Here is a 25342-nt window from a genome sequence, read left to right on the forward strand (position 1 = left end):
GAGCGCACGCGAGCACGACGTGCTGGCTCGCGCGGCGGAGCCGATGTCGGCCGAGGAGATCGCGGCAGACCTTTACCTCTCGGTGAACACGGTGAAAACGCATCTGAAGAGCATCAACCGCAAGCTCGTGGCCAGCCGCCGCGGCGAGGCCGGGCGCCGGGCGCCGGGCTGCACCTGCTCTGAGCCCGGATCAGCTGGCGCCGGACCCGCGGGGTCAGTCCGGCAGTTGGCGGATCTCGGTGACGCGCAGCCCGAGCGCCTGGAAGCGGTTGAGCAGTCCGTAAAGGTGCGCGTCGTCGATGATCTGGCCGAAGAGTATGGTCTGGTTCGGCACGAAGACGCCGTCCAGCTCCGGGAACGCTCGCCGTGCCGCTCCTCCGGGAAGGCCGACTGCACCAGGTTGACCGACGGCGTCAGCATCAACCCGACCCCTACTCCGATCAGCAGCAGCCCCGGCGCGAACGCCCAGGGGCTCGGGAAACCGCTCACCATGCCGATGAGCACGCCGATTCCGGCCACCGCAACGGTGAAGCCCGCCATGATGAGGCCGCGTTGCGACCAGCGCCGGGAGAGCGGCTCGGCACGCAGCGACGATGCCAGAAGGCCGACGGTCGCCGTCGTGAAGATCACGCCGGTCTGGATGGCATCGTAGCCGCGCACCACCTGCAGGTAGGCGGCCACGGTGAACGAGCCTCCCATGAGGATCAGCCACTGGAGGTTCTGCGTGATCAGGCCGAGGTTGGAGGCGTGGACGCGGAACAGGGAACTGGAGATCAGCGGCTCCTTGCCGGCGCGTTCCTGGGCGCGCACCCGCAGCATGAACCACGCCAGCACGGCCGCTCCTCCCAGCATCAGGCCGAGAGTCAGCCAGAGGTTGGTGCTCGCGGCCAGGATCCCCATGACGACGAGGATGAGGCCGACCGCCGACAGCGCGGCGCCCCCGAGGTCGAACGAGTGGCGCGGATCGGGCGGGAGCGGGTCGGAGATCCGCAGGCTCAGCAGGATGATCAGGGCGATCACCAGGGCCTGGAAGCCGAAGGCCGCCCGCCAGCTGAGCGCCGAGGTGATGAGCCCGCCGATCAGCGGCCCGGCCGCGGCCCCCAGGCCGCCCATCGCCATGATGACGCCGAACGCCTTCGCCGGGACGTGACGTCCCTGCACAGCACCGTTGTCAGGATGTAGACCGGCGGGATGAGCAGCGCCGTGCCGACCCCCTCCAGGATCGAGTTGCCGACGGTCAGCACCCCGAGTCCGGGTGCGACCGCGCTCAGTGCGGCTCCGACGCCGTAGACCACCAGCCCGGCCATGAAGCAGCGCTTGCGGCCGTAGCGGTCGGTCAGCGTGCCGCACGGGATCATCAGCGCGGCCATGACCAGCAGGAAGAGCGTGATGAACAGCTGCCTCTAGTACGCGGCCGCCGACGCCGGCCAGCTGTCCGCGGACCTCGTGGCGCAGTTGAGGAAGCGCAGCAGGAAGACGCTCGACCGGACGCTGGCCAAGGCCCGCACCCGTGACCGATACCGGTCCTTCAACAAGCTGACGGCGATCGTGGACGATCTGCTGCCCGATGCGGCGCTGGAGCAGTTCGAGCTGCAGCTGCGCGGGCTGCTGGCCCGCTGCCAGCACACGCTCCAGCCCGACCTGCGGGTGCTGGTGCAGGCGTTCGAGTTCGTGGACATGGCGCGCAAGGTGGTCGGCATCGGCAGCGTGGGCACCCGGTGCTGGATCGTGCTGATGCGCGGAAGCGATGACGACGATCCGCTCTTCCTCCAGGTCAAGGAGGCTCAGCGGTCGGTGCTCGCCGAGTACGGCGGAATCAGCGCCTCGCGCTTCGGGAACGAGGGCGAACGCGTGGTGGCCGGGCAGCGCCTGATGCAGGCGGCCGGCGACATCTTCCTGGGCTGGGAGTCGGCGGAGGGGATCGACGGGAAGACCCGCGACTTCCACGTGTGCCAGCTCGCGGACTGGAAGGGGTCCTTCGAGCTCGATGGCGCGATACCGTCCGGAGTGGCCCAGTACGGCCAGATGTGCGGCTGGACGCTCGCCCGCGCCCAGGCACGCTCCGGCGACCGCGTGGCCATCGCCGCCTACCTCGGCCAGGACACCACGTTCGCGCACGCGATCGCCGGCTTCTCCGCGGCCTACGCGGACCAGAACGAGCGCGACTACGCCGAGCTCAAGAACGCCGAACGCGACGGCCGGATCACCGTGCAGTCCGGACTCTGACGCAGGTCAGACGCATGTCTGACGCGACTCGGATCGGCCTTGGGCGGAGCCGCGGCGCCGCGACGGGCTCATCCGCCGGAATCTCCGCGGCCCTCGAGCCGCCGTCCGGCGCCGCGCCGAAGACTGCCCGCCACCCCGCCGACCAGGACCAGATCGAACAGGATCTGGACGGTGACCACGATCCTCGGTCCCTGGCCGACCGGGTGGATGTCGCCGTACCCGACCGTGGACAGCGTCGTGATCGTGAAGTACAGCGAATCCGTCTTCGTCGACAGGCCCGCGAACGCGCCGGGGCCGCGCGCCGCCACGAAGTAGATCGCCGAGAAGACCACGAGCACCAGGCAGACGGCCACCGGCAGGCCGAAGCCCATCGCCCAGGGAACGCCCCGTGCGGCGGAGACCGCCTGGGTCACCGTCAGGGCCGCCACCAGGAGCAGCGCCGTGACCAGGAAGAACCACCCGAGGACCGGTCGCTTGCCCTGGAAGTGCGCGAACGGCATGACGTAGTACACCGTGATGAGCGCGGTGCTGGTGAGCACGCCGGCCACCCACGGCCTGGAGGGGATCAGGTGATGCAGCAGCCTGCGAAGCGTGCTCGCCGATTCGGAGCGGGAGGGTCTGGCCATAGCCGGGGCTCCTCGTCGACGGGACCACGTCATTCAGCAGATCCCATCGCCGCGGCCACCGCGACCAGGGCTAGCCCTGAAGGGTGACACCGGTGAGACACAGGCCTCGGTCCGCCCCGAGAGCAGGTGAATCCGGTGGGACCGGTGGGAACCGATCGCGGAAGCGGCCCCTCCTGGCCTGGCGAGAGCACGAATCCGCCTGATGCAGGAGTCCGTCGTGAATCTGCCCGAAATACCCGGCGTCGTCCTCGCTTCGTCGATCTTCCCGCGCGCGGAGTGCGCCTCAAGGCCGAGGCCCGGGGACTGTTCGGCAACCGGGGCGCGTTCCACGTCGTGCTCGAGCCCGGCTGGTGCCTGATGCAGAGCCGCCTGGTCGTCGGCGGGATGGCCGCGGCGCCGGACGGCGAGGCCACGAGGTTCGCCGCGCGCGGCGGACTGCGCTTCCCCGGCGGCCGACTCCTCGGCAAGGCCGTGGGCACCCGCGGCCCCGGGCGCGTCATCACCAGACTGCGCGCCCGCCTATCAGACGTTTGATCAAGCCATGGTCGTCAATATTCGAGGAGCTGTGAACAGGGTGGGAACCGGCGTTGCCCTCGCGGGCGCTCTCCCGGCGGCGGCGGTGCTCGGCAGCGCGCCGGCCCAGGCGCCACCGCGACCCGGCCCGGATCAGCGCTTCGGCGGCGCGGGCCGTTCGCGGTGCTCCCCTCGCATCTCGCCGTGATCTTTTCGCATTCGGCTGGCTGGGTTGCCCACGGGGAACTAGCCTGGTCGAGTGGTGGGAGATGATCGGCGGGGCGAGGCCGGCGCGGGCCTCACCGCCAACAGTGTCGAGTCGCGGGCGACGGTGGCCTTGGTGGAGGCCCTCAGCCCGCTCGATGCGCGCATGGCCGGGCTGCTGAGTGCCCTCTCGCACCAGCTGCGCAACCCGTTGACGACGGTGCTCGGCTACCTGGAGTTGGTGACGGACGGCTCGCTCGGGCCGCTGACCGTCGAGCAGCAGCGCGTGCTGCGCATCGTGGCCGCCGGGATGACGCGGCTGACAGAGTTCGTCGAGGACCTGGAGCCGGGAGCCTCGGCGGGTCGGGGGTGAGATAGCGGATGGACGCAGGGACGGAGCCGCGGCCGCGTACCGCGCTCGTGATCGAGGACGCGCCGGACATCTGCCTGCTGGTGTGCGACACGCTGCGGCAGGCGGGGTTCGAGGCGACCGGGGCCGGGAGCGGGGCGCGCGGGCTCGAACTGGCCAAGCAGCTCTCCCCCGACCTGGTGACCCTGGATCTGACGCTGCCGGACATCGACGGGATCGAGGTGTGCCGGCAGCTGCGGGCGGTCACGAACGCGTACGTGATCGTGCTCAGCGCGCGGGACGAGGAGACCGACCGGCTGATCGGGCTCGAGGTCGGTGCCGACGACTACATGGTCAAGCCGTTCTCGCCGCGGGAGCTGCGGGCGCGGGTCGGCGCGCTGTTCCGGCGGCCGCGGCTGGAGGATCCGGGGGCGGAGCCGCACGCCGGGTCCGTGATGCGGATCGGCGAGCTGCGGGTGGACCGGGAGAGCCGCGAGGTGACGCTCGACGGGGCGCCGGTCGGGCTGACCCGCACCGAGTTCGATCTGCTGGCGGCGTTGATGAGCCGACCGCACCGGGTGTGGGAGCGCGACACGCTGGCGCGGGTCGTGCAGCACACGGACTGGCCGGGCGACGACCACGTGATCGACGTGCACATCGCGAACCTGCGGCACAAGCTCGGCGACACGGGTCGCAGCAGCCGCTGGGTGCAGACCGTGCGCGGCGTCGGTTACCGGTTCGGCAACGGCGAAGGGACCGCCGCCGGGTAGCGGCGCGTGATCCGGGTGAACGGCTCCGCGCCCCGGGTCGGCTGCCCTGCCCTGCGGCCGGCCGGGGGCGCGTTCAATGATGGTTCGGAGCGGTGCTCGCCGTCACAGATTCTCGGCGGACTCCTGGGCCGTGACGAGCGTCTCGAGCGGCTGGGGTCGTTCGTTCGCGTGCCGCCGCTCGCGCAGGATCGCCTTCAGTACCCTGCGGCCGTCGCGCCAGGTGCGCAGATTGCTCTCGCCGTAGCGGCGGACGCGCTCGAAGGAGGCGACCTCGGCCACGCTCAACCGGGCCGTGCAGGCGTGCGCGGCGAGCAGCGTCTCGATTTCGAAGCCGTCGCCGAAGGTCGGTTCGGCCGCGGCGATCCGCGCCAGGTCGAGGGAGTCGACGCAGCGGGTCCAGAAGGCGTTGTAGCCGTAGCACAGGTCGCTGAATCCGGTGCGGTAGACGCGGTTCATCAGGAACACGAGCGCGGCGTTTCCGGCGCGGCGCAGCAGCGTCAGGTCCGTGCTGCCGCCGCCGGGCAGGAACCTGCTGCCCTTGACGTAGTCGGCTCCGTCGACGAGCACTGCGACGAAGTCGGTGATCTCGGCGGGGTCGGCGGACCCGTCCGCGTCGAGGGTGACGACGATGTCGCCGGTGGCGGCGAGGATTCCGCAGGCGAGCGCGTTGCCCTTGCCCGTGCCGGTCTGTCTGAGGACTCTGATGTCGGGGCGGACGCGGCGGGCGGTGCGGATGGTGCCGTCCACGGAGGCGCCGTCGACGAGGATGACCTCGTACAGGCCGATGGGCAGTTCGGAGAGCACGATCGGGAGGTTGCGCGCCTCGTTGCGGGCGGGTATCACGACACTGACGCGTGGTGCCGTCGCCGGCAGCGGGCGGGTGACGCCGGGGTGGTCGTGGTGTGCCAGCTCGCGGATGGGGAGCGTGGCGGCCGGGGACGGCGCGAACATCGGTGTTGCCGCTGTGACCGTAGCGGCCCTTCGTAGATACATGATTTTCCTTCCCGCCCGTCGGCAGCTCACCGGGGCTTTACCAGCGGTTAACTGAGCCTTTACGGAGAGCTTGCGTTTCGAACGTCCAGCGGCTTTCAAGCGTTGATCAGGGTTTCGTCAATCCGACCGCTGGCCGAGGCTGTTGCCGAACAGCCGGCGCAGCGCGGCGGCCACGGCGTCGGCCTCGGAGCGCAGCACGGCCAGTTGCGCGGGCGCGATCGGCAGGCCGACACCGAGCGTCGTCTCCAGCGTGGAGAGCAGCGACGGCAGCCGGCGGGCGCCGAGCATCGCGCTCGCGGCTCGCAGGTCGAACATGACGCGATTGGCCTCGGCGCTGTCCGCGGCGGCGACCGCCAGGTCGATGCGGTCCAGTCTGCCGGGCAGCAGTTCCAGGTAGGCGCTGACGTAGTGGCGCAGCGAGGCCTCGCCGACGTCCTCCCGCACCCGGGCCAGCTGGGCCCGGCTGACGGCCCCGACCTCGGGATCAGGGTCGGGTCTCGGACGGCGCGCGGGTCCGGTCATTGGCGCACGCCCTTTCCGTTCTCATGTTCGCAAGGGGCTACCCGCCCAGCGTCGGGCGGCAGTGCGAAGGGGAAGTCTGCGCCGGATCATCTTCTGCTCAAGAACCGCCCGGGTGTCACCATGGACATCTAGGTGTCTTGGGAAGGCTCCCCCAATGGCCGGCTGGGAACGCTGGAACGCATGGACGCTCGCGGATCTGCCGCGCCTGAATCGCGCGGTGCTCGCCGGCGCCGCGGCGCCGGACGAGTTGAGCGGTGCGTTCACCCGCGAGGTCCTCGACCAACTCCCCCGGCCCGAGGACTTCGAGGCGGTCGAGGCGCGGCGCGTGCTGGTGCTGCTCGGCCTGGCCGGGGCGTCGGTGGCCCGGCATTATCAGGAGCCGGATGCGGCGCGCAAGGCGCGGCCGGAGGAGTCTTTCCGGCGGTTGCGGGCGGGGCCGGAGGCGGCTCCGTTCGTCGAGTACTTCACCCGATTGGCCTACGTCACCGGTACCGGTCATCCGCCGCGCGACAGTTACGCGTCGCTCGTGCGGTGGAACGCGCCGACCACGCTCGTCGAGCACGACGGGGTGACCCTCGCCGAACTGCCGGGCGCGTTCCCGGACGCGCGGATCCGCACCTACACCGACGACCCGGGCGAGGTGACGTTCTTCGAGCTGCTGAAGAAGTCCGAGGCGTTGGAAGCCGCCGTGAACCGGGCGCTCGACCCGGTCGCCGACGGCGCGATCGACCCGATGAGCCCCGAGGGAGCGGCCCGGGCGCTGGATGCCACGAGGCTGATGTACGCGCTGATCGGGTTCAACCGGGACTTCGCCGTGCGCGATCCCGAGCACGGCGGGCTGCGCACCGAGCACTTCATGGACGTCTTCCGCCAGTTCGCCGTGCACTGGGCGATCGGCGACGTGCCGCCCACCGGCGCGCAGGATCCGGAGTTCCTGCGCCGCGACTTCCTGCTCGGCATCGACTTCCCCGACTACGGCCGGCACGTGCGCCACGTGTTCCCCGGCCTGCTCGGCGACGAGCGCGACGCGCTGGAACGCGACATGCTGCGCGAGCCGGTGCCCCGCAGCGTGCTGCGCGCGCTCGGCGCGGACGCGGCGGGCCTGGCCGGGCTGACCGGCGATCAGATGCGCGGCCTGCTCGGCGAGACCCCGGCGCTCGCCGCCTGGTACCTGCTGCTCGCGGCGAACGCCGTGTTCGGCGGCGTGCACCTGCGGCTGACCGAGAAGTACCTGTTCAAGCCGCAGCGTGCGCGGGACGATGCCGGGATCGGCGACCGCGAGCTGGTCTCCAACCGGCGCGGGACGACGGGGATGGAGGAACCGCTGCTCGTGCGGCTCGCCAGGGCCCGGCGCGAGCACGTGCTGCGGGCGGTCGGGAAGCTGCCGGAGCGGGAGGTGGCCGCGTACTGCGGGGTCGACCCGGATGCGTTCGCCGAACAACTGCCCACCGTCCGGTTCGCCGGCGAGGACCGGCAGTTTCGGCATTGAGGTTGCCGTGCGGCGATCGACGGAAGAGAGTGGATACGTTCCCTCCATCTCACGAGATGAGGCGACGCAGCCATGCGCCAGCGTCCCGGCACGACCGGAGCGCGGGCCGGCCTCCGCTCGGCGCTCACACCGACGGCGTTGGTCGTCGCCGCGGTCGTGGTCGTGTGCCTGCTCGACCTGGCCCTGGCGATCCGCGCGCACGACGACGCGTCGCACCGCTCCCCGCTGCTTTCGCTGCCGCCGTTCGCCGAGGCGCTGGCGCTCGGCGCGATCTGCCTGCTCGCCCTCGGCGCGGCCGCGCGCAGCCGCATGGCGCTGCTGCGCTCGGAGACCGCCCGGGTGAGCGCGGACGAGGACGCGAAACGCCTGCTCCAGGTCATCGACAACTCGTCCGCGGTGATCTACATGCGCGACGCCGACGGCCGCTACCTGCTGGTCAACAGCCGCTTCGAGCAGCTGTTCGGGGTCAAGCGCGAGGAGATCGTCGGGATGACCGACTTCGACATCTTCCCGCCGGAGGTCGCCGCCGACTTCCGCGCCAACGACCTCAAGGCGCTGGCCAGCGGCGGCGCGATCCAGGCCGAGGAGACCGCCCCGCAGAGCGACGGGCCGCACACGTACATCACCGTCAAATACCCGATCACCGACCCCTCAGGACGCCACTACGCGATCTGCGGGATCTCCACGGACATCACCGACCTCAAGCGGGTCGAGGAGGAGGCCCGCAGCCTGAACACGGGTCTGGAGACGCGGGTGCGCGAGCGCACGGCCGAGCTCGAGGCCTCCACCCGGGAACTCGACGCGTTCGCGTACTCCGTCTCGCACGACCTGCGCGCCCCGCTGCGCGCCGTGGCCGGATTCAGCGAACTGCTGCTGGAGGACTACGGCCGCGGGCTGGATCCGACCGGCCGCGACTACCTCGGCCGCGTCGTGGCGGCCACCTCCCGGATGAGCAGGCTCATCGACGACCTGCTCACCCTCTCCCGCGCCACCCGGGCCGAGCTGAGCTGGCGGCCGGTGGACCTGACCGCGATCGCCCAGCGCATCCTGACCGATCTGCGCGCCGCGGACACCGATCCGGACCGGCCGATGGAGCTGATCGTCGAGGACGGGCTGCGCGCCACGGGAGACCCGGCGCTGCTGGAGCTGGTCCTGCAGAACCTGATCTCGAACGCGTGGAAGTTCACCGCGAAGCAGGACAAGGCGCTGATCCACGTCGGCGCCGAGCGGCTGCCCGACGGCGCGTGCTCCTTCTTCGTGCGCGACAGCGGCGCCGGCTTCGACATGCGCTACGCCGACAAGCTGTTCGTGCCGTTCCAGCGCCTGCACTCGAACGAGGACTTCGCCGGAAGCGGCATCGGCCTGGCGATCGTCGGGCGCATCATCAACCGGCACGGCGGACGGATCTGGGCCGAGGGGCATCCGGAACGCGGCGCGGTGTTCCGGTTCGTGCTCCCCGAACGCCCGCCCGGGTCGGCGGAAGGCGGTCCGCGATGAACGACGCCCCGATCCTGCTGGCCGAGGACAACCCCGACGACGTGCTGCTCACCCGCCGCGCGTTCAGCAAGAACGGCTTCGACAACCCGATCATCGCCGTGCCGGACGGAGAGGCCTGCCTCGACGCGCTGCTGCCGGCGGACGGGCCCGCGATCCATCCCGCGCTCGTGCTGCTCGACATCAACCTGCCGAAGGTCGGCGGCCTCGAAGTGCTCTACCGGCTGCGCGCCGACCCGCGCACCCGCACCGTGCCGGTCGTCATCCTCACCACCTCGCGCGAGCAGCGCGACGTGCTCGAGGGCTATCGGCTGGGGGCGAACAGCTACGTGTGCAAACCCGTGTCGTTCACCACGTTCGTCGCCGTCGTACGGACGCTGGCGACCTATTGGCTGCGGGTCAACGAACCGCGTCCGCACACCGGCGCCGCGCCGTGACCACAGGGCCGCGTATCCGGGTACTGATCTGCGAGGACAGCGACGACGACGCACTGCTGATCGCGACCCAGCTGCGGCGCGGCGGCCTGGAGGTGGAATACGAGCGCGCCGAGCGCGCCGAACAGGTCGCCGAGGCGCTGCGCCAGCGCACCCCCGATCTGATGATCAGCGACTACCACATGCCGGGTTTCGGCGCCGAGCACGCGCTGGAACTGCTGCGGCAAAGCGGCTACGACCTGCCGTTCATCCTGGTCAGCGGCCGTATCGGCGAGGAACAGGCCGCGACGTTGGTGCGCGCGGGCGCCCACGACTTCGTCCTGAAGGACCGGATGACCCGGCTCGTGCCCGTCGTCGGGCGCGAACTGCAGCAGGCGCACGAACGCCGGGAGCACCGCGCCCTGCAGCAGCAGCTGCGGCAGGCCGAACGGCTCGACTCGCTCGGACGCCTCGCCGGCGGCATCGCGCACGACTTCAACAACCTGCTCACGGTCATCCTCGGCCAGACCGACCTCGCGCTGGCCGACATGGCCGACGACGACCCGCACCGCGAGGGGCTGACCGTGATCCGCGCCCTCGCCGAACGCGGCGCGAAACTGACTCGGCACCTGCTCGTCTTCAGCCGCCAGGAACCCCTCGATCCCGAGACCCTTGACGCGAACGAGGTCGTCGCCGACACCGAGCGCGTGCTGCGCGGCGCGATCGGCGAGGACGTCGAGTTCACCTCGCGCCTCGCGGACGGCCTGTGGCCGGTGCACATCGACCGCAGCGAACTGGAACGGCTGCTGCTGAACCTCGTCTCCAACTCCCGGCGCGCGATGCCGCACGGCGGCCGGCTCACCATCCAGACCGCGAACGTGCCCGGTGACGCGGCGATGGTGCGCATCTGCGTGGCCGACACCGGCGGCGGGATGTCCGAGGAGGTCAAGGGCCACGCGTTCGAGCCGTTCTACACCACGGACAAGGCCGCCGGCACCGGCCTCGGCCTGTCGACCGCGTACGGCGTGGTCACCGCGGCGGGCGGCGACATCGCGCTCTACTCCCGGCCCGGCGGCGGCACCACCGTGCGCATCGACCTGCCCGCCCACCGGGTTCCGGCCGGCGACCGCGAGGCGGCCGAATCCGGACCCGAACCAGGCCACGGCGAGCACCTGCTCGTCGTCGAGGACGACGACGCCGTGCGCGACCTCGTCGGCGTGATGGTGCGCCGCGGCGGCTACGAGGCGGTGTGCATGCCCACCCCCGTCGCCGCGCTGGAGCTGATCCGGCAGCGGGACGGGCGGCCGTTCGACGCCCTGGTCACCGACATGGTGATGGCCGGGATGAGCGGTATCGAACTCGCCCGCGCCGCCCGCACCCACATTCCCGACCTGCCGGTGCTGATCATGTCCGGGTACACCGCCGGGACGCTGCCGGACGGCGTGGCACTTCCCGAGGGGATGGCCCTGATCCGCAAGCCGTTCACGAAGGACGCGCTGATGCACGCCGTCGCCCAAGTGCTCGGCGGCGCGCCTGACATCGCGTGAGACACGCCGCCGGATCACGCTTGTTGGCACAATCGAGGCATGGAGTCCACGTCGGAGAGCAGGCTGTCGTTGGCCGAGGCGGTCGAGGAGTTCCTGCGTTCGCGCGCGGCCCTCAAACAGTCCGCGAACACGATCGCCGCCTACCGCCGCGACCTCGCCGGCATCGGCGCGCTGCTCGCGAAGCAGGCCGGCCGCGATGAGCCGGAGAACCTGGAGCTGGCGGCCGTGACCGGCCGGACGCTGCGGGCCGCGTTCGCCGCGTACGCCGAGCCGCGCGCCGCGTCCTCCATCGGCCGCGCCTGGTCGGTGTGGAACCAGTTCTTCACCTTCCTCGTCGCCGACGAACTCGCCCCCGGCAACCCGATGGGCTCGGTCGGGCGCCCCAAGGCCCCGCACCGCTACCCCAAGCCGCTGCGCGGCGAGGACACCCCCGAACGGATCCTGGCCTCCGCCGCCGCGCCCGCCGACCACACCCGCCGCCGCACGCCGTGGCCCGAACGCGACTTCGCCGTCCTGGCGGTGCTGCTGTGCGCGGGCCTGCGGTCCACCGAACTGCTGGAGCTCACGGTCTCCTCGGTCGGCGGACGGACCGGCGAGCGGATCCTGACCGTGCGCGGCAAGGGCGGCAAGGAGCGCGCCGTCCCGGTCGAACCGGAACTCGAGGCCGTCATCGACGAGTACCTGGCCTCCCGCGCCACCCGCTTCGGCGGCCGGGAACCCGGCCGGTCCGACCCCCTGTTCGTCGGCGGCGACGGCGCCCGGATGGGGCGAGGCGCCCTGCAGTACCTCGTGTCGAGGTCGTACCGCGAGGCGGGAGTGTCCGGCCAGGTCCCACGCGGCGCTTCCGTGCACGCCCTGCGCCACACCTTCGCGACACGGCTCGCCGAAGACGGCGCCTCCGCCGTCGAGATCATGCGGCTGCTCGGCCACGCCTCCCTGACGACCAGCCAGAACTACATCGACGCCACCGCACGCGAACAGCGCAACGCGATCCGCGCGTCGAGAACCTCCCGCGCGCTGCGCCGGGCCACGGGCACGGACTCGGCTGAGGGTGACGGCTTGTCAGCGCAGTCCTCGACGCAATTGCGTTGACCGCGATCCGTCCGGCCTCCTATCGTTGCCCGCGTCCGATACGACGCGGCCCGTGGTGGCACGGCCGCCCGAAGGAAGGAGGCCCGAGATGACGACACTTCTCCCGGCGCCTCCCTCCGCATCCGCGGCTCTTCCAGGAGTCCGCTAGCCACCGGACCGGAACGGCAGCGCCTCCCGCATCGCACCAAAGCACCGTGCCCCGGAGGCGACCTTGCATTCCCAGCATTCCCGCAGCATCACGTTCCGCCCGAGCGTCGAAGCCGACCTCGACCGGATCCTCCCGTTCGTCCAGCGCGACGCGGCGTGCCCGCTCACCGCGGACCGCTATCAGAGCTACCTCGCAGACGGCCAGTACAGCCACGCCCGCACGTGGATCGCCGCCGACGCTGCGGGCGCTGTGCTCGCCGTCGCCGTCTGGTGGGCCATGCCCGGGTCCGCGGAACCGGCCGCGCTCGACGCCGTCTACGTCCACGAATCCCTCGGGACCGGTGCGGAACGCGTCGCCCTCGCCGCGAACCTGCTCGCCGCCGGGCACCAGGCCTTCGCCGACGAATTCGGCCAGGCCGAGCCGCCCGAGCACCACGTCTTCATCCCCAGCGACTGGCGCGACCAGCCCGACGTCCTCAACGCCCTGACCTGGCGCCGCGAGGCCGTCGAACGAGCCGGCCTCGGCACGATGCTCGAGCGGCTGCGCTTCGAATGGACGACCGCGGACGGCCTCATCGAGCCGGTCACAGACCTGGAGTTCCGCCCGGAACCGGACGACGCCGTGTTCGTCGACCTGTTCACCCGCGCACTGACCGGATCTCTCGACACCACCTCCACCCGCGAAGCCGCACACATCGGCGCCGCGGAGCAGGCCCGCCAAGACCTCGTCCACCTGCGCGACAAGATGCTCGGCGAACGCTCGTGGTGGCGCGTCGCGGTCAACCGGGACGGCGAATTGGTCGGCTTCGGCGTCCCGTCGCGCAACCCGGTCCTCCCGGTCGTCGGCTACCTCGGCGTCCTGCCCGAGCACCGCGGCCGCGGCTACGTCCACGCCATCCTCGCCGAGATCACCCGCATCCTCGTCGCCGAAGCCGACGCCACCACCATCCGCGCCGACACCGACCTGGTGAACAAGCCGATGGCCGACGCGTTCCTGCTCGTCGGATACCGCAACCACGCCCGCCGCCTGGTGTTCTCGGCGAGCTGATATCCCGTAGCGCCACCGGCGCGGCGCGCACTACGTTGCCTGCGGAACACCGGACAGGGAACGGGAGTGGGCATGCGCCTCGGCACGGACACGGTCACCGCCTCGCCGCGGGAGCTTCGGGCGCGCTGACCGCGCCCGCCGCAGACCTCTGAGCTGCGTCACAGCTCTCTCGGCGAGACGGACACGGATGCAATCCGACCGTTCTCTCCACCGAGGAGCCATCTTTGCACGCCCGAAACTCCGCGCCGCTCGGCGCGGGATTCCGCACGCTGTGGACCGCATCAGCCATATCCACGATCGGCGACGGCATCACCCTGGCCGCCGGCCCGATGCTCGTCGCCTCCCTCACCCGCGACCCGGTGCCCGTCGCCATCGCAGTGTTCTGCCAGCAGGCGCCCTGGCTGCTGTTCGGCCTGATCAGCGGCGTCTACGTCGACCGGGTCGACCGGCGGCGACTGATCGTCGCCGTCAACCTCGCGCGTGCGGCCGCGCTCGCCGCCCTCGCGGCCGCCGCGGCGTCGAACGCCGTGAACCTCCTGCTGATCTACGCGGTCTTCTTCACCCTCGGGACCGCCGACACCCTCGCCGACAACGCCGGCGGCGCCCTGATACCGGCCATCGTCGCCAAGGACCGGCTCGCCGAGGCCAACGCGCGGCTGTCGCTCACCTTCAACATCGGCAACCAGTTCCTGGCCAAGCCGCTCGGCGCCTGGCTTTTCGCCCTGGCCGTCGGAGCACCGTTCGCCACCGACGCCCTGACCTTCGCCGTCGCCGCCGCGCTGATCGCGACGCTGCGGCCGATCCAGGCGACGGCGAAACCGGCCGTGGCCGCGGTGCGCACCAGACTGCGCACGGACGTGACGACCGGGGCGCGCTGGCTCGCGCATCACCGCGTGCTGCTCACGCTCTCGCTGAGCATGGGCATCGGCAACATCGCGTTCTGCGCCGCGTTCGCCGTGTTCGTGCTCTACGTCCGCGGACGCCTCGGGGTGACCGGCCTTGGGTACGGCGTGCTGCTGACGACGTTCGCGATCGGCGGCACCCTCGGCACCGTCTCGGTCCGCCACCTCAAACAGCGCGTGCGCGCTTCCACGCTGCTGCGTGTGGGCCTGTTCATCGAGGCGTTCACGCACGCCGCGCTCGCCGCGACGACCCACGTGTGGATCGCCGCCTGCGTGCTGGTCCTCTTCGGCATCCACACGATGGTGTGGGGTTCGGTCGCCTCGACGCTCTACCAGCAACGGGTCCCCGACGAGTTGCGCGGCCGGGTCGGCAGCGTCCGCTTGCTCCTCGACCTCGGCGGCGCCGCCATCGGAACGCTCGCCGGCGGATTGATCGCCCAGAGCGTCGGGCTGACCACCCCGTTCTGGATCGCGGCGGCGGTCATGCTCGTCGTCGCGGTCTGCGCCTGGAAGCCGCTCGGGCCCGCCAGGATCCAATAGCCGCCACCGGTCGGTCACCGCGCCCGCCCGCTCGACCGCACGACCGTCGAACGCAGTTACTCCCCCGTCGGGCGCAGCCCGGGGTGCGCGGCGGGGCCGAACGGGCGAGGCTGAAGCAAGCACGACGCGTGCGACGGCAGCGGGCGCGGTGACGGACTGGAGGCGGCGAGGGCGATGACGCAGACGCAGGCGGCGGGAGTGCCGCGGATCGTCGTGGTGGGGGCCGGGTTCGCGGGGCTGGCGTGCGTGCGGCGGCTGGAGAAGCGGCTGCCGCCGGACAAGGCGCACATCCTGCTCGTCGACCCGACCTCGGGCTCGCTCTACCTGCCGCTGCTGCCGCAGGTCGCCTCCGGGGTGCTCGCCGCGTCCTCGGTGGCGGTGCCGCTGGCGCGGCTGCTCAAGCACACGGTCCGGGTGCCCGGCGGCGCGCTCGGGGTGGATCTGGCCGCGAAGACGCTGTACGTGAAGAAGATCACCGGGGAGGACGAGGCGGTCAAGTACGACTATCTCGTGCTGGCGCCCGGCTCGGTCACGCGCACGTTCGACATCCCGGGGCTCGCGGAGCACGGGCGCGGGATGAAGACGCTCAAGCAGGCGCTGAACCTGCGCGACCACGTGATCGCGCAGCTCGAGCTCGCCGCCGCGGCCAACACCGAGGAGGAGAAGCGGCGGCGCTGCTCGTTCCTGGTGGTCGGCGGCGGCTACGCGGGCACCGAGACCTGCGCGTGCCTGCTGGAGCTGACCACGAACGCGGCGCGGCGGCTGACGGGCCTGGAGCCCGAGATGATCTCGTGGACGCTCGCGGACCTGGCCGACAAGCTCATGCCGGAGCTCGGCGAGGACCTCGGCGGCGTGGCGATGCGGATGCTCGCCAAGCGCGGTGTCACCTTCAAGCTCGGCACCTCGGTCGCGGCCGTGACCGACACCGAGGTGAAGCTGACGGACGGCACGACGATCCCGACCGAGACGCTCGTGTGGACGGCCGGGGTCGCGGCCTCGCCGCTGGTGCGCGGGCTCGGCGAGACCTTGCACGGCCGGCTCGTGGTCGGCGCGGACATGGGGCTGCCCGGCTGGGACGGGGTGTTCGCGCTCGGCGACTGCGCGGCCGTGCCGGACCTCGCCAAGCAGCGCGACGGCGTGCAGGGCGCGGTCTGCCCGCCCACCGCGCAGCACGCCATGCGGCAGGGGAAGGTCGCGGCGGACAACGTGGTCGCCGCGATCGGCGGCCGCCCGCTGCGCGAGTACTTCCACAAGGACCTCGGGCTCGTCGTCGACCTCGGCGGGCCGCGCGCCGTGGCCAGGCCGCTCGGCATCCCGCTCTCCGGGATCCCCGCGCAGATCGCCACCCGCGGCTACCACATCATGGCGATGCACTCGCTGCGCTCCCGGCTGCGCGTGCTCGGCAACTGGGTCAGCCACGGCGTCGCCGGAGACGACCTGCTGCGCGTGGACATGGGCATGGACCGGCCGCGCACCCTCGCGGGCTACGAGTTCACCGACATGTACCCGGACCCGGAGCACATCGCCGGGATCATCGAGGGCCTGGAGTCGGACGGCCGCGAACAGGTCGAGTAATAGCCGCCGGCGGTCTTCACTACTGTCGGCGGCGCCTGGCATCATCCATGGCATGGAAGCCGCCACCGACTCCGATCCCGACTCCGCCGAGACGGATGCCGTCGTCGACGCGTCGCACGTGACCGGGCGGCAGATCCTCGCCCTGGCGATACCCGCGCTCGGGGCGCTGCTGGCCGAGCCGCTGTTCGTGCTCGCCGACAGCGCGATCGTCGGCCACCTCGGCCCGGCGCAGCTCGCCGGTCTCGGCACCGCGGGCGCCGCGCTGAACACGCTCGTGAACGTGTGCATCTTCCTGGCGTACAGCACCACCGCGCAGGTCTCCCGGCTCATCGGCGCCGGGCGGCGCACGGAGGGCCTGGCGCGCGGGGTGGACGGACTGTACCTGGCGGCCGGGCTCGGGCTGCTGCTCGCGATCGTCGGGGTGATCGGCGCGGACCCGATCGTGCGCTGGCTGGGCGCCGGAGCCCAGGCCGCACCGTACGCGGCGACCTACCTGCGCGTCAGCGGGCTGGGACTGCCGGGCATGCTGCTCGTGCTCGCCGCCACCGGGCTGCTGCGCGGCCTGCTCGACATGCGCACCCCGCTGCTGGTCGCGGCCGTCGCCGCGGTCGCCAACACGCTGCTGAACTGGATCCTCGTCTACCCGTGCGGGCTCGGCATCGCCGGTTCCGCGGCCGGGACCGCGTCCGTGCAGACGGCGATGGCCGCCGCGTACGCGTACATCGTCGTCAAGGCGTGCCGCGCCGAGGGCGTCTCCCCGCGCCCGAACACGCGCGCCATCCGCGCGTCGCTCTCGGCGAACTTCGCGCTGTTCGTGCGCACGATCGGCCTGCGTGTCTACCTGCTCGCCGCCGTGTGGGGCGCGGGACGGCTCGGCACGGTCGCGCTCGCGGCGAACACCATCGCCTCGAACCTCTGGTTCACCCTCGCACTCGCCCTCGACGCCCTCGCGATCGCGGCGCAGGCCTTGGTCGGGCACGAGCTGGGCGCCGGACGCATAGAGCAGACCAGGCAGGTCGTGGCGCGGATGAACCGATGGGGGCTCGGATTCGGGATCATCACCGGCCTGGGCCTGGCCGCGCTCAGCCCGGTCCTGGCGGGGGTCTTCACCAGCGATCAGGCGATCGCGCACGCGCTGATGCCGGTGCTGATCGTCGCCGCGATCTTCCAGCCCGCGGCCGGAGTCGTGTTCGTGCTCGACGGGGTGCTGATCGGTGCGGGCGACGCGGTGTACCTGGCGTGGGCGTCACTCGCGTGCACCGCGCTGTTCCTCGTCGCGCTCGGACTCGTACTTGGCGGCGGTGGGGACCTGACCTGGCTGTGGCTCGCGGTCGGCCTGTTCACCCTCACTCGGCTCGGGTTCCTGTGGTCGCGTGCGCGCGGCGCGGCCTGGATGCGCGTCGGCGCGCACGTTCAGAGCTAGGGCAGTCGGTCGAGTCCCGGCCGGCATCGGGTCAGGGTTCGACGAGGCTGATCGCGGCGATGTCCCCGGTCTCCGGGCTCGGGTCCGTGTCGAACCAGGCCTCGAAGATCTCCGCCAGCACCTGCTCCGAGGTCAGGCGCAGGCTCAGGGCCAGCACGTTCGCGTCGTTCCAGCGCCTGGCCCCGGCCGCCGTCGCCGCGTCCGTGCACAGCGCGGCCCGGATCCCCGCGACCTTGTTCGCCGCGATCGAGACGCCGGTCCCCGTCCAGCAGGCCACCACGGCCTGGTCAGCGCGCCCCTCGGCCACATCGAGCGCGGCGGCCCGCGCGCAGGCGGACCAGACGGCCGCCGGGTCGGTCTCGGACGCGCCCCCGGCGAGCGCGCCGTGCGCGGTCACCGCGTGCCCGAGCGCGGCCAGTGCGCCGGGGATCGAACCTGCCACGCCGTCCAGGCTGTCGGCCGCCACCGAGATGCGCATACCGGTGAGCGTAACGCGCCGTGCGCTTCGGTAGGGTGTCCGACGTTCATGTTCAACGGAAAGGCACTGCCATGGCGGACGAGGTCGTCCTCTACACCCTCGGCGGAACGATCTCCATCGCGGGGACCGTGGGCGACGGCAGCGGGGTGGGCCTGGTGGCCCGGCTCGGCGGCGCCGACCTCGCCTCCGACGTCCCCGGCCTGGCGGAAACCGGCGTCCCGCTCAAGGTCGAGGACATCGAGCGCGTCCCCAGCGCGGACCTGACCTTCGCGCAGGTCCTCGACCTCGTGCAGCGCGCCTCCGCGGCGGTGCGGGCCGGGGCGGGCGGCATCGTCGTCACCCAGGGCACCGACACGCTGGAGGAGAGCGCGTACCTCGCCGACCTCGTCTGGCCGCACCCCGAACCGCTGATCTTCACCGGCGCCATGCGCAACCCGACCCTCGCCGGACCCGACGGCCCCGCGAACCTGCTCGCCGCCGTACTCGCCGCCGCCGAACCCAAGGCGCGCGGGCTCGGCGTGCTCGTCGCGTTCAACGACGAGCTGCACGCCGCGCGCTGGGTCCGCAAGGCGCACGCCACCAGCACCGCCACGTTCGCCTCCCCCGACGCCGGACCGATCGGACGGCTCGAGGAGGAGCGCGTCCGGATCCTGACCGTCCCGCCGCGCCGCACGCCGCTGCCGATTCCGTCCGCCGAACAGCTCGACCGGGTCCGCGTGGGGCTGCACACGGCCGTCCTGGACGAGCAGGGCGACGAGCTCGACGGGATCCGCGAGCGCTGCCAGGGCCTGATCGTGGCCGGGCTCGGCGCCGGGCACGTGACCCGGCGCCTGGTGCCCGCGCTCACCGACCTCGCCGCCCGGATGCCGGTCGTGCTCACCTCGCGCGCCGGCGCCGGACCCGTGCTGCGGCACACCTACAGCGCGCCCGGCTCCGAGATCGACCTGCAGAACAGAGGCCTGATCAACGCCGGCCTGCTGCACCCGTACAAGGCGCGCGTACTGCTGCGGCTGCTGCTCGCCGCGGGCGCGACAGGCGAGGAGATCGCCCGCGCGTTCGCAGAGCACAGCTGACGCGCGACGAACGCGGCTGCCGTGTTCGGCTAGCGCGCGGCGAGGGCCTTGAGACGGGACGCGGCGTCGGTGAGCACCTCGGGCCGCTTGCAGAACGCGAAGCGCACGTACGGCGCGCCCTGCTCGCGGTGGTCGTAGAAGACCTGGCTCGGGATCGCCACCACCCCGGCGCGGTGCGGCAGCGCGCGGCAGAACGCCGCGCCGTCCGCGCCCTGCTGCCCGGTAAAGCCGAGCGGCCTGATGTCCGCGGTGATGAAGTACGTGCCCTGCGTGCGCATCACCCCGAACCCGGCGTCCGCGAGCGCGGCGCCCAGCAGGTCCCGCTTGGCCTGCAGGTCCGCGGTGAACGACGCGAAATACTCCGGCGGCAGGGCGAGGGCCTCGGCGACCGCGTACTGGAACGGACCCGAGCTGACGTACGTGAGGAACTGCTTCGCGGCGCGCACCGCCGAGGTCAGCTCCGGGCTCGCGCACACCCAGCCGACCTTCCAGCCGGTCACCGAGAACGTCTTGCCCGCCGACGAGATCGACACCGTACGCTCCCGCATCCCCGGGAACGTCGCCAGCGGCAGGTGCGCGCCGCCGTCGAACACCAGGTGCTCGTAGACCTCGTCGGTGACCGCGTACAGGTCCCGCTCCACGCACAGCTCCGCGATCGCGGCCAGCTGCTCGCGCCCGAGCACCGTGCCGGTCGGGTTGTGCGGCGTGTTGAGCAGGATCAGCCGCGTCCGGTCGGTCACCGCGGCACGCAGTTCGTCCAGGTCCAGGCCGAAGCGGTCGCCGTCCGGGCGCAGGGTGACCGGCACGCGGCGCGCGCCGGCCATCGCGATGCACGCCGCGTACGAGTCGTAGTACGGCTCGAGCGCGATCACCTCGTCGCCCGGTTCGAGCAGCCCGAACAGAGCCGCCGCGATCGCCTCGGTGGCCCCGGCCGTCACCAGCACCTCGCGGTCCGGGTCGTAGTCGAGCCCGTAGTTGCGGGCGCGGTGCTCGGCGACCGCGCGGCGCAGCTCCGGGATGCCCGGGCCCGGCGGGTACTGGTTGCCGCGGCCCTGCGCGATCGCCCGCTGCGCCGCTTCGAGGATCGAGGCGGGCCCGTCGGTGTCCGGGAAGCCCTGGCCCAGGTTGATCGACCCGGTCTCGACCGCGAGCTGCGACATCTCGGCGAAGATCGTGGTGCCGAACTCGGCGAGGCTCCGGTTGAGCGGCGGACGGGCGGTCATCGGGCGGCTCCCTCATATCACCGTGAAGATTCCGTCACACTGTAGTAGGCGGGACGGTGAAGGAGATCCACACGTCGGCCGGGACCTCCGGCCTGTCCGGGACCGGCCGGTGCTCCAGCTTCCAGCCGTCCCCGCCCGCCGCCCGGGCCACCCGAGGCCAGAACGCCACGGCCGCGGTGTTCGCGTCCTGGTACGCCACCTCCCAGTCGCCGGGATGGCGGCGGACCACCTCGAGCGCCGCCGGAAGGCCGTGACCCTGCCGGCGTGCGGCGTTGACCAGGAAGTACGAGTTGAGCACGATCGGGCCGGGGCCGGTGAGGTTGCGCACGAGCGCGAACCCGGCCGGGTGCCCGTGCAGCCGGAACAGGTACGCGGCCCAGTCGGGCTCGGTGAACGCCGCGCGCAGCCGCTCGGAGCGGAACGTGCCGTCCGGGCGCGGGAGTTGGCGCGAGTAGGCGGACATGTCGTGCCGGAACAGCTGCCAGAGGCGTTCGAGCAGGGCCCGGTCGTCGTCGGATTCGGCGTGGCGCACGCTGAAAACAGTCATGGCGTCAGCCTATTGACACGAAATGGGAGGGGGTGTCCGAGAGGGTCATCCGACCTGGATGGAGCGCTTGGCCAGGCCGTTCCAGAACCCGTCGATGACGCTGCGCTGGGTGGAAAGCTCGGCCTCGCCGGCGCCGAGGGTGACGAACAGCGGCGCGAAGTGCTCGGTGCGCGGGTGGGCGGCGTGCGCGGCCGGAGCCTTGTGCTCGAAGTCTAGCAGGGCGTCGACGTCCCCGGCCGCGAGGGTCTCCCTGCCCCACGCGTCGAACTCGCTCATCACGGACGCGACCGATCCGTCGCGGCTCAGCGCCCTGAGGTTGTGGGTGAAGAAGCCGCTGCCGACGATCAGCACGCCCTCCTCGCGCAGCGGCGCGAGCCGGCGCCCGATCTCGTACAGCTCGGCCGGGTCGAGGCTCGGCAGCGAGATCTGCAGCACCGGCACGTCGGCCTCCGGGTACATCTCGACCAGCGGCACATACGCGCCGTGGTCCAGGCCGCGGTCCGGCACGTCCTGCACCGGGCGTCCGGCGGCCGTGAGCAGCTTGCGGACCTGCGCGGCCAGGGCGGGCGCACCCGGGGCCGGGTAGCGCACCCGGTAGTAGTGCTCAGGGAAGCCCCAGAAGTCGTAGACCAGCGGGATCGTCTCGACCGCGCCGAGCGCGAGCGGCGCGTCCTCCCAGTGCGCGGAGACCATCAGGAGCGCGCGCGGCCGCGGCAGCTCGGTCGACCAGGCGGCCAGCTGGCCGGGCCAGATCGCGTCGTCGGCCAGCGGCGGCGCCCCGTGGCTCAGATAGATCGCGGGCATCCGCACGGCATCCAGGCTCTGCTCACTCATGCCAGCAGGAAGACGCCGCGGACCCGGGTTATTCCCGGAACACGCCCGGGACCGGGGTCAACGCCCGTGCAGCCGGTCCACCTCGCGCCGCTCCCGCTTCGTGGGACGGCCCGCGCCCCGGTCCCGGATCGCGACCGGGCCGGCGAACTCGCGCGGCGGGGGCGGCGGGCTCTGGTCGACGTAGCACTGGGCCGCGACCGGCGGGCCGACCCGCTTGGAGATCAGCCTCGTCACGGTCACGATCCGCTCCCAGCCGTCCGAGCGGCGCACCCGCACCTGGTCGCCGACCTTCACCGGCTGCGCGGGCTTGACCTTCTCCCCGTTCACCCGCACATGCCCGCCCTTGCACGCGTCGGCCGCCTGCGAGCGCGTCTTGGCCAGGCGCACCGCCCAGATCCACGCGTCCAGCCGCACGGAGCCCGGCCCGCCCCCGTCCGCCGCGTTGCTCGTCCCGTTCTCGGCCATGCCCACGACGTTAACCGATACCTCCGACGCCGTGTGCGCCTGTAGCCTCGAGAGCCATGGACTGGAAGCTCTGGCACGACCGGTACGACGACCCGGCCTCCGCGTTCACGCAGCGTCTGGCGACCGTGCGCGAGCGCGTCAGCCGTGCGCTGGACGAGGCGCCGGCCGGTCCGCTGCGCGCGATCAGCCTGTGCGCCGGACAGGGCAGAGACCTGATTCCCGTTCTCGCCGGGCACCCGCGCGGCCGCGACGTGCACGCGCGCCTGGTCGAACTCGAGCCGGACAACGCCCAGCACGCCCGGGCGGCGGCCGCCGAAGCGGGACTCGGCCGGGTCGAGGTCGTCACCGGCGACGCGTCGCTCACCGACCACTACCTCGGCCTTGCGCCCGCCGACCTGGTGCTCGTCTGCGGCGTGTACGGCAACCTGCTGCCGGCCGACATCGAGAACACCGTCGCCACCTGCGCCGCGCTGTGCGCCACCGGCGGCACCGCCATCTGGACGTGCGGCCGCAAACCGAATCCGCCCATGGTGTCGCGGATCTGCGCCTGGCACGAGCAGTACGGCTTCGAAGAGGTCTGGCTCGAAGACCCCGAGGTGGATCTGTGTGTCGGCGAATACCGGTACCGGGGAACGCCGCGGCCGCTGCAGCCCGGCGTGAGCATGTTCGAGTTCGTCGGCTACGACGTCCTCTACCCGCGCCCGGCCTGAGAGGGCGATCGCAGCGACTGCGATTGACGGCTTGGTCGACTGGTTATCTGGCGGCGGCGCGCTCGGCGAGCCACTCCTCGTGCGCCGCGGAGACCCGCTTCCACAGCACCGCGCGCTCGGCCGCGTCCACGTCGGACAGGTGCAGGCCGAAGACGTCCGCGAGCAGTTCGTACCAGCTGTCGGGGGTGTCGATGGTCTGCTTCGTCACCCCGTCGCCGTCGACGCGGTAGAGCACTCGGCCGCGGACGATGTCCGTACCGCGCGCGTCGCGGCGACTGGCGACCGCCGCACGCACGAAATTCGAGTCCGGCGACGTGGACAGCCGGTGGTGCGCGGCGGCGAACGCGGCGACCCCGACCGGCTCCGGCGCGAAGACCATCGAGACGAACGACTCCTGATTCGGGTCGTGCACGAACCGCCATCCGCCCGGGCGCCCGGCCCACGGCTCGAAACCGTACGTGAACGCCCCCTGCGTCGCCACGGTGCCCGCGCGCAGCACCATCGGCTCGTACGGCGCGTCCCCGAGCCCGCAGTCCACGAACCAGGTCTCGCCCTCGCACAGCACGGTCAGCACCTGGTGATTGATCGTCAGGTCGGTCGAAGCCTGGTCGCGCTCGGCGCCGCGCACCTCGCCGAGATGCCGCGTCACGTCGTAGCCGAGCGTGGCCAGCAGCGTGCCGAGCGCGCCGTTCATGTGAAAGCAGTACCCGCCGCGCCCGCGCGCGATCCGCGCGATCGCCTCCGCCGGATCCACGCTCGTCGCGCGCTCGAGCTGGATCTCGAGGTTCTCGTACGGGATGCGCTCCATATGCGCCCGGTGCGCCGCGAACAGCCACGCGAGGTCCGGCAGCGCGGGCCGCTCCAGTCCGAGCCGGGCCAGGTATCCGTCGATGTCGGCCGTCGGATCCGGCCGCACCGCGCCGCTGCGAGGAGTCACACCGTCGAGCTTAACGGTCTTGGCGGCGGCGCTGGCGAGGGTGTGCGCGACGGCGCGGGAGTGGGCGGCGGTGGCGGCGTCGGGGTGCTGGTCGGGGAGGGGGTCGGCGACGGTTTCGCGGTCGGCGTCGGGCTCGTCGGACTCGTTGGCGTGGGGCTGGTCGGTGTCGGTGTCAGCGTGGGCGAGGGCGTCGGGGTTCCGGTGCCCGTCGGCGTCCCGGTAGCGGTAGGCGTGCCCGTCGGGCTCGGTGACGTGGTCGGCGTCGGTGTCGGCGTCGTCGTGGGGCTCGGCGACGGCGAGCCGGTGCCGTTGCTGCCCACCTGGACCGAGAACGAGCTCGTCGCCAGCCCGACCCCGCCCTGCCACAGCTCGAAGCCCGCCTCGACGGCGATCAGATAGCACGAGTCCGAGATGTACCCGCGGCTGACCGCGTCACGCGCGATCGGATACAGGTCCAGGCCGGTCACCGACGTCGCCGGGCTCGTCAGCTCGTAGCTGATCGTCGGCTCCGTGGTCTGCACGCCCTCCCACACCGTGTAGCTGGTGCCGTCCAGGCTCACCCTCGTCGCGACGGTCGTCCCGTAGGGCTGCAGCGAGCCCTGATGGCCCAGCCAGACCATCACCTCCGCGCAGTCCGGCGCCCCGCGCGTGGTCGCGGCATGGTTGAACCAGATGTCGTACGCGACGTCGTACATGTTTCCGGCGCCGGTCGGCTGCGTCGTGGTCCAACTCGTCGTCACCTCACCGGGCGTCAGGTTCGCGACCTGGATCGGGTTCGCGCCGAGCGCCCCCATCGAGCACGAACCCCAGTGGCAGCCCTGGTAGATCGACGGATACCCGCCCGGGGCGCCCGGCGGATTCGCCATGTCCGAGGTCGCCACCGCGAAATCCGCGGCGCCGTCCGTCGTCACGCACTCGTTCGCGCCGGAGTTGTACTCGTCGTTCTGCACGATGTACGCGCCGCCGGCCACCGAAGCCTGCTGCCCGCCGCACAGCGTCGTCGGCTCGGCGTTCGCGCCCTGCGACGGCAGGAAGAACAGCGAGGCGGCCACGACCGCGAACGCACCGACGATCGTCGCGCACGCGGCGATCTGCGGTCGGCGCGCACGCCTTGGCCTGTGCGTTCTCATCTGCCGTCGCCTCATCCGCTCGATCATCGACTCTTGATCCGGACGGTAACTCCGGGCGGGCGACAATCAAGC

25 protein-coding genes and 2 pseudogenes are annotated in these 25342 nt (G+C 72.0%); 16 read left to right on the forward strand and 11 right to left on the reverse strand.

Annotated elements, in window-relative coordinates; all coding sequences use genetic code 11:
• Positions 1 to 163 (forward strand): annotated as a pseudogene (locus VG296_RS32710) (response regulator transcription factor); the annotation flags it as partial.
• A gap of 191 nt (positions 164 to 354) precedes the next feature.
• Here the strand turns inward: VG296_RS32710 and VG296_RS04365 are convergent.
• Positions 355 to 1400: pseudogene (locus tag VG296_RS04365) on the reverse strand (MFS transporter); the annotation flags it as partial.
• A 46-nt stretch (positions 1401 to 1446) separates the two neighbouring features.
• Between VG296_RS04365 and VG296_RS04375 the strand changes: the two are divergent.
• The gene (locus VG296_RS04375; RefSeq protein ID WP_325563305.1) at positions 1447 to 2226 is read left to right on the forward strand and encodes a DUF2252 family protein; all 780 of its coding nucleotides are present in this window, start codon (positions 1447 to 1449) and stop codon (positions 2224 to 2226) included.
• A 68-nt stretch (positions 2227 to 2294) separates the two neighbouring features.
• Here the strand turns inward: VG296_RS04375 and VG296_RS04380 are convergent, their stop codons facing one another.
• Positions 2295 to 2852 carry a potassium channel family protein gene (locus tag VG296_RS04380; RefSeq protein WP_325563307.1) on the reverse strand — a complete coding sequence of 186 codons (558 nt, stop codon included), beginning with the start codon at positions 2850 to 2852 and terminating at the stop codon, positions 2295 to 2297.
• Between the two features lie 276 nt (positions 2853 to 3128).
• On the opposite strand from VG296_RS04380, the gene VG296_RS04385 reads away from it, so the two are divergent.
• The 3 genes from VG296_RS04385 (at position 3129) to VG296_RS04395 (ending at position 4688) form a co-directional block, all read left to right on the forward strand.
• Entirely contained in the window at positions 3129 to 3386 is a 258-nt protein-coding gene (locus VG296_RS04385) for a hypothetical protein (protein WP_325563309.1), read from the forward strand.
• Between the two features lie 238 nt (positions 3387 to 3624).
• The gene (locus VG296_RS04390) at positions 3625 to 3942 is read left to right on the forward strand and encodes a histidine kinase dimerization/phospho-acceptor domain-containing protein (RefSeq protein WP_325563313.1); all 318 of its coding nucleotides are present in this window, start codon (positions 3625 to 3627) and stop codon (positions 3940 to 3942) included.
• An 8-nt stretch (positions 3943 to 3950) separates the two neighbouring features.
• The gene (locus VG296_RS04395; protein WP_325563315.1) at positions 3951 to 4688 is read left to right on the forward strand and encodes a response regulator transcription factor; all 738 of its coding nucleotides are present in this window, start codon (positions 3951 to 3953) and stop codon (positions 4686 to 4688) included.
• A gap of 102 nt (positions 4689 to 4790) precedes the next feature.
• On the opposite strand, the gene VG296_RS04400 is transcribed toward VG296_RS04395, so the two are convergent.
• Together VG296_RS04400 and VG296_RS04405 are read right to left on the reverse strand one after the other, a co-directional pair.
• Complete coding sequence (locus VG296_RS04400) at positions 4791 to 5681, reverse strand: glycosyltransferase family 2 protein (RefSeq protein ID WP_325563317.1); 891 nt, start codon at positions 5679 to 5681, stop codon at positions 4791 to 4793.
• A 117-nt stretch (positions 5682 to 5798) separates the two neighbouring features.
• Positions 5799 to 6203, reverse strand: a complete 405-nt coding sequence (locus VG296_RS04405) for an Hpt domain-containing protein (protein WP_325563319.1) — start codon at positions 6201 to 6203, stop codon at positions 5799 to 5801.
• A gap of 154 nt (positions 6204 to 6357) precedes the next feature.
• On the opposite strand from VG296_RS04405, the gene VG296_RS04410 reads away from it, so the two are divergent.
• The 9 genes from VG296_RS04410 (at position 6358) to VG296_RS04450 (ending at position 17873) form a co-directional block, all read left to right on the forward strand.
• Entirely contained in the window at positions 6358 to 7692 is a 1335-nt protein-coding gene (locus VG296_RS04410) for a hypothetical protein (RefSeq protein ID WP_325563321.1), read from the forward strand.
• 72 nt (positions 7693 to 7764) lie between these two features.
• Positions 7765 to 9189: a sensor histidine kinase gene (locus VG296_RS04415; protein WP_325563323.1), complete on the forward strand. Its 1425-nt coding sequence runs from the start codon at positions 7765 to 7767 to the stop codon at positions 9187 to 9189.
• Positions 9186 to 9623: a response regulator gene (locus VG296_RS04420; RefSeq protein ID WP_325563325.1), complete on the forward strand. Its 438-nt coding sequence runs from the start codon at positions 9186 to 9188 to the stop codon at positions 9621 to 9623. The genes VG296_RS04415 and VG296_RS04420 overlap by 4 nt, the downstream gene beginning before the upstream one ends.
• Positions 9620 to 11146 (forward strand): response regulator, encoded by a 1527-nt coding sequence (locus tag VG296_RS04425; RefSeq protein WP_325563327.1) that lies wholly within the window; start codon positions 9620 to 9622, stop codon positions 11144 to 11146. The genes VG296_RS04420 and VG296_RS04425 overlap by 4 nt, the downstream gene beginning before the upstream one ends.
• A gap of 39 nt (positions 11147 to 11185) precedes the next feature.
• Entirely contained in the window at positions 11186 to 12238 is a 1053-nt protein-coding gene (locus VG296_RS04430) for a tyrosine-type recombinase/integrase (protein ID WP_325563329.1), read from the forward strand.
• A gap of 211 nt (positions 12239 to 12449) precedes the next feature.
• On the forward strand, positions 12450 to 13433 hold the full coding sequence (locus VG296_RS04435; protein ID WP_325563331.1) for a GNAT family N-acetyltransferase: 984 nt from the start codon (positions 12450 to 12452) through the stop codon (positions 13431 to 13433).
• A 224-nt stretch (positions 13434 to 13657) separates the two neighbouring features.
• Complete coding sequence (locus VG296_RS04440; RefSeq protein WP_325563332.1) at positions 13658 to 14875, forward strand: MFS transporter; 1218 nt, start codon at positions 13658 to 13660, stop codon at positions 14873 to 14875.
• Positions 14876 to 15049: 174 nt separating this feature from the next.
• Entirely contained in the window at positions 15050 to 16450 is a 1401-nt protein-coding gene (locus tag VG296_RS04445; protein ID WP_325563334.1) for an NAD(P)/FAD-dependent oxidoreductase, read from the forward strand.
• Positions 16451 to 16502: 52 nt separating this feature from the next.
• A complete protein-coding gene (locus tag VG296_RS04450; RefSeq protein WP_325563336.1) occupies positions 16503 to 17873 on the forward strand; it encodes an MATE family efflux transporter in 1371 nt (456 codons plus the stop codon).
• A 31-nt stretch (positions 17874 to 17904) separates the two neighbouring features.
• Here VG296_RS04450 and VG296_RS04455 read toward each other — a convergent pair whose 3' ends face one another.
• Complete coding sequence (locus VG296_RS04455) at positions 17905 to 18351, reverse strand: RpiB/LacA/LacB family sugar-phosphate isomerase (RefSeq protein WP_325563337.1); 447 nt, start codon at positions 18349 to 18351, stop codon at positions 17905 to 17907.
• A 71-nt stretch (positions 18352 to 18422) separates the two neighbouring features.
• Between VG296_RS04455 and VG296_RS04460 the strand changes: the two genes are divergently transcribed.
• Positions 18423 to 19424 carry an asparaginase gene (locus VG296_RS04460; RefSeq protein WP_325563338.1) on the forward strand — a complete coding sequence of 334 codons (1002 nt, stop codon included), beginning with the start codon at positions 18423 to 18425 and terminating at the stop codon, positions 19422 to 19424.
• 29 nt (positions 19425 to 19453) lie between these two features.
• Here VG296_RS04460 and VG296_RS04465 read toward each other — a convergent pair whose 3' ends face one another.
• The 4 genes from VG296_RS04465 to VG296_RS04480 are packed head-to-tail and all read right to left on the reverse strand — an operon-like array spanning position 19454 to position 22493.
• On the reverse strand, positions 19454 to 20647 hold the full coding sequence (locus VG296_RS04465; RefSeq protein ID WP_325563339.1) for a pyridoxal phosphate-dependent aminotransferase: 1194 nt from the start codon (positions 20645 to 20647) through the stop codon (positions 19454 to 19456).
• A 34-nt stretch (positions 20648 to 20681) separates the two neighbouring features.
• Positions 20682 to 21194: a GNAT family N-acetyltransferase gene (locus tag VG296_RS04470; RefSeq protein ID WP_325563341.1), complete on the reverse strand. Its 513-nt coding sequence runs from the start codon at positions 21192 to 21194 to the stop codon at positions 20682 to 20684.
• 45 nt (positions 21195 to 21239) lie between these two features.
• On the reverse strand, positions 21240 to 22028 hold the full coding sequence (locus tag VG296_RS04475) for a class III extradiol ring-cleavage dioxygenase (RefSeq protein ID WP_325563343.1): 789 nt from the start codon (positions 22026 to 22028) through the stop codon (positions 21240 to 21242).
• 57 nt (positions 22029 to 22085) lie between these two features.
• Positions 22086 to 22493 (reverse strand): RNA-binding S4 domain-containing protein, encoded by a 408-nt coding sequence (locus VG296_RS04480; protein ID WP_325563344.1) that lies wholly within the window; start codon positions 22491 to 22493, stop codon positions 22086 to 22088.
• 56 nt (positions 22494 to 22549) lie between these two features.
• On the opposite strand from VG296_RS04480, the gene VG296_RS04485 reads away from it, so the two are divergent.
• Positions 22550 to 23203 (forward strand): SAM-dependent methyltransferase, encoded by a 654-nt coding sequence (locus VG296_RS04485; protein ID WP_325563345.1) that lies wholly within the window; start codon positions 22550 to 22552, stop codon positions 23201 to 23203.
• Positions 23204 to 23246: 43 nt separating this feature from the next.
• Here VG296_RS04485 and VG296_RS04490 read toward each other — a convergent pair whose 3' ends face one another.
• Together VG296_RS04490 and VG296_RS04495 are read right to left on the reverse strand one after the other, a co-directional pair.
• Positions 23247 to 24140, reverse strand: a complete 894-nt coding sequence (locus VG296_RS04490; RefSeq protein ID WP_325563347.1) for an arylamine N-acetyltransferase family protein — start codon at positions 24138 to 24140, stop codon at positions 23247 to 23249.
• Complete coding sequence (locus VG296_RS04495) at positions 24137 to 25270, reverse strand: GH12 family glycosyl hydrolase domain-containing protein (RefSeq protein WP_325563349.1); 1134 nt, start codon at positions 25268 to 25270, stop codon at positions 24137 to 24139. Before VG296_RS04495 ends, VG296_RS04490 begins: the two co-directional genes overlap by 4 nt.
• Between the last annotated feature and the right edge of the window lie 72 nt (positions 25271 to 25342).

The sequence above is a fragment of the Actinospica sp. genome (assembly GCF_035552695.1).
Taxonomy (GTDB): Bacteria; Actinomycetota; Actinomycetes; order Streptomycetales; family Catenulisporaceae; genus Actinospica.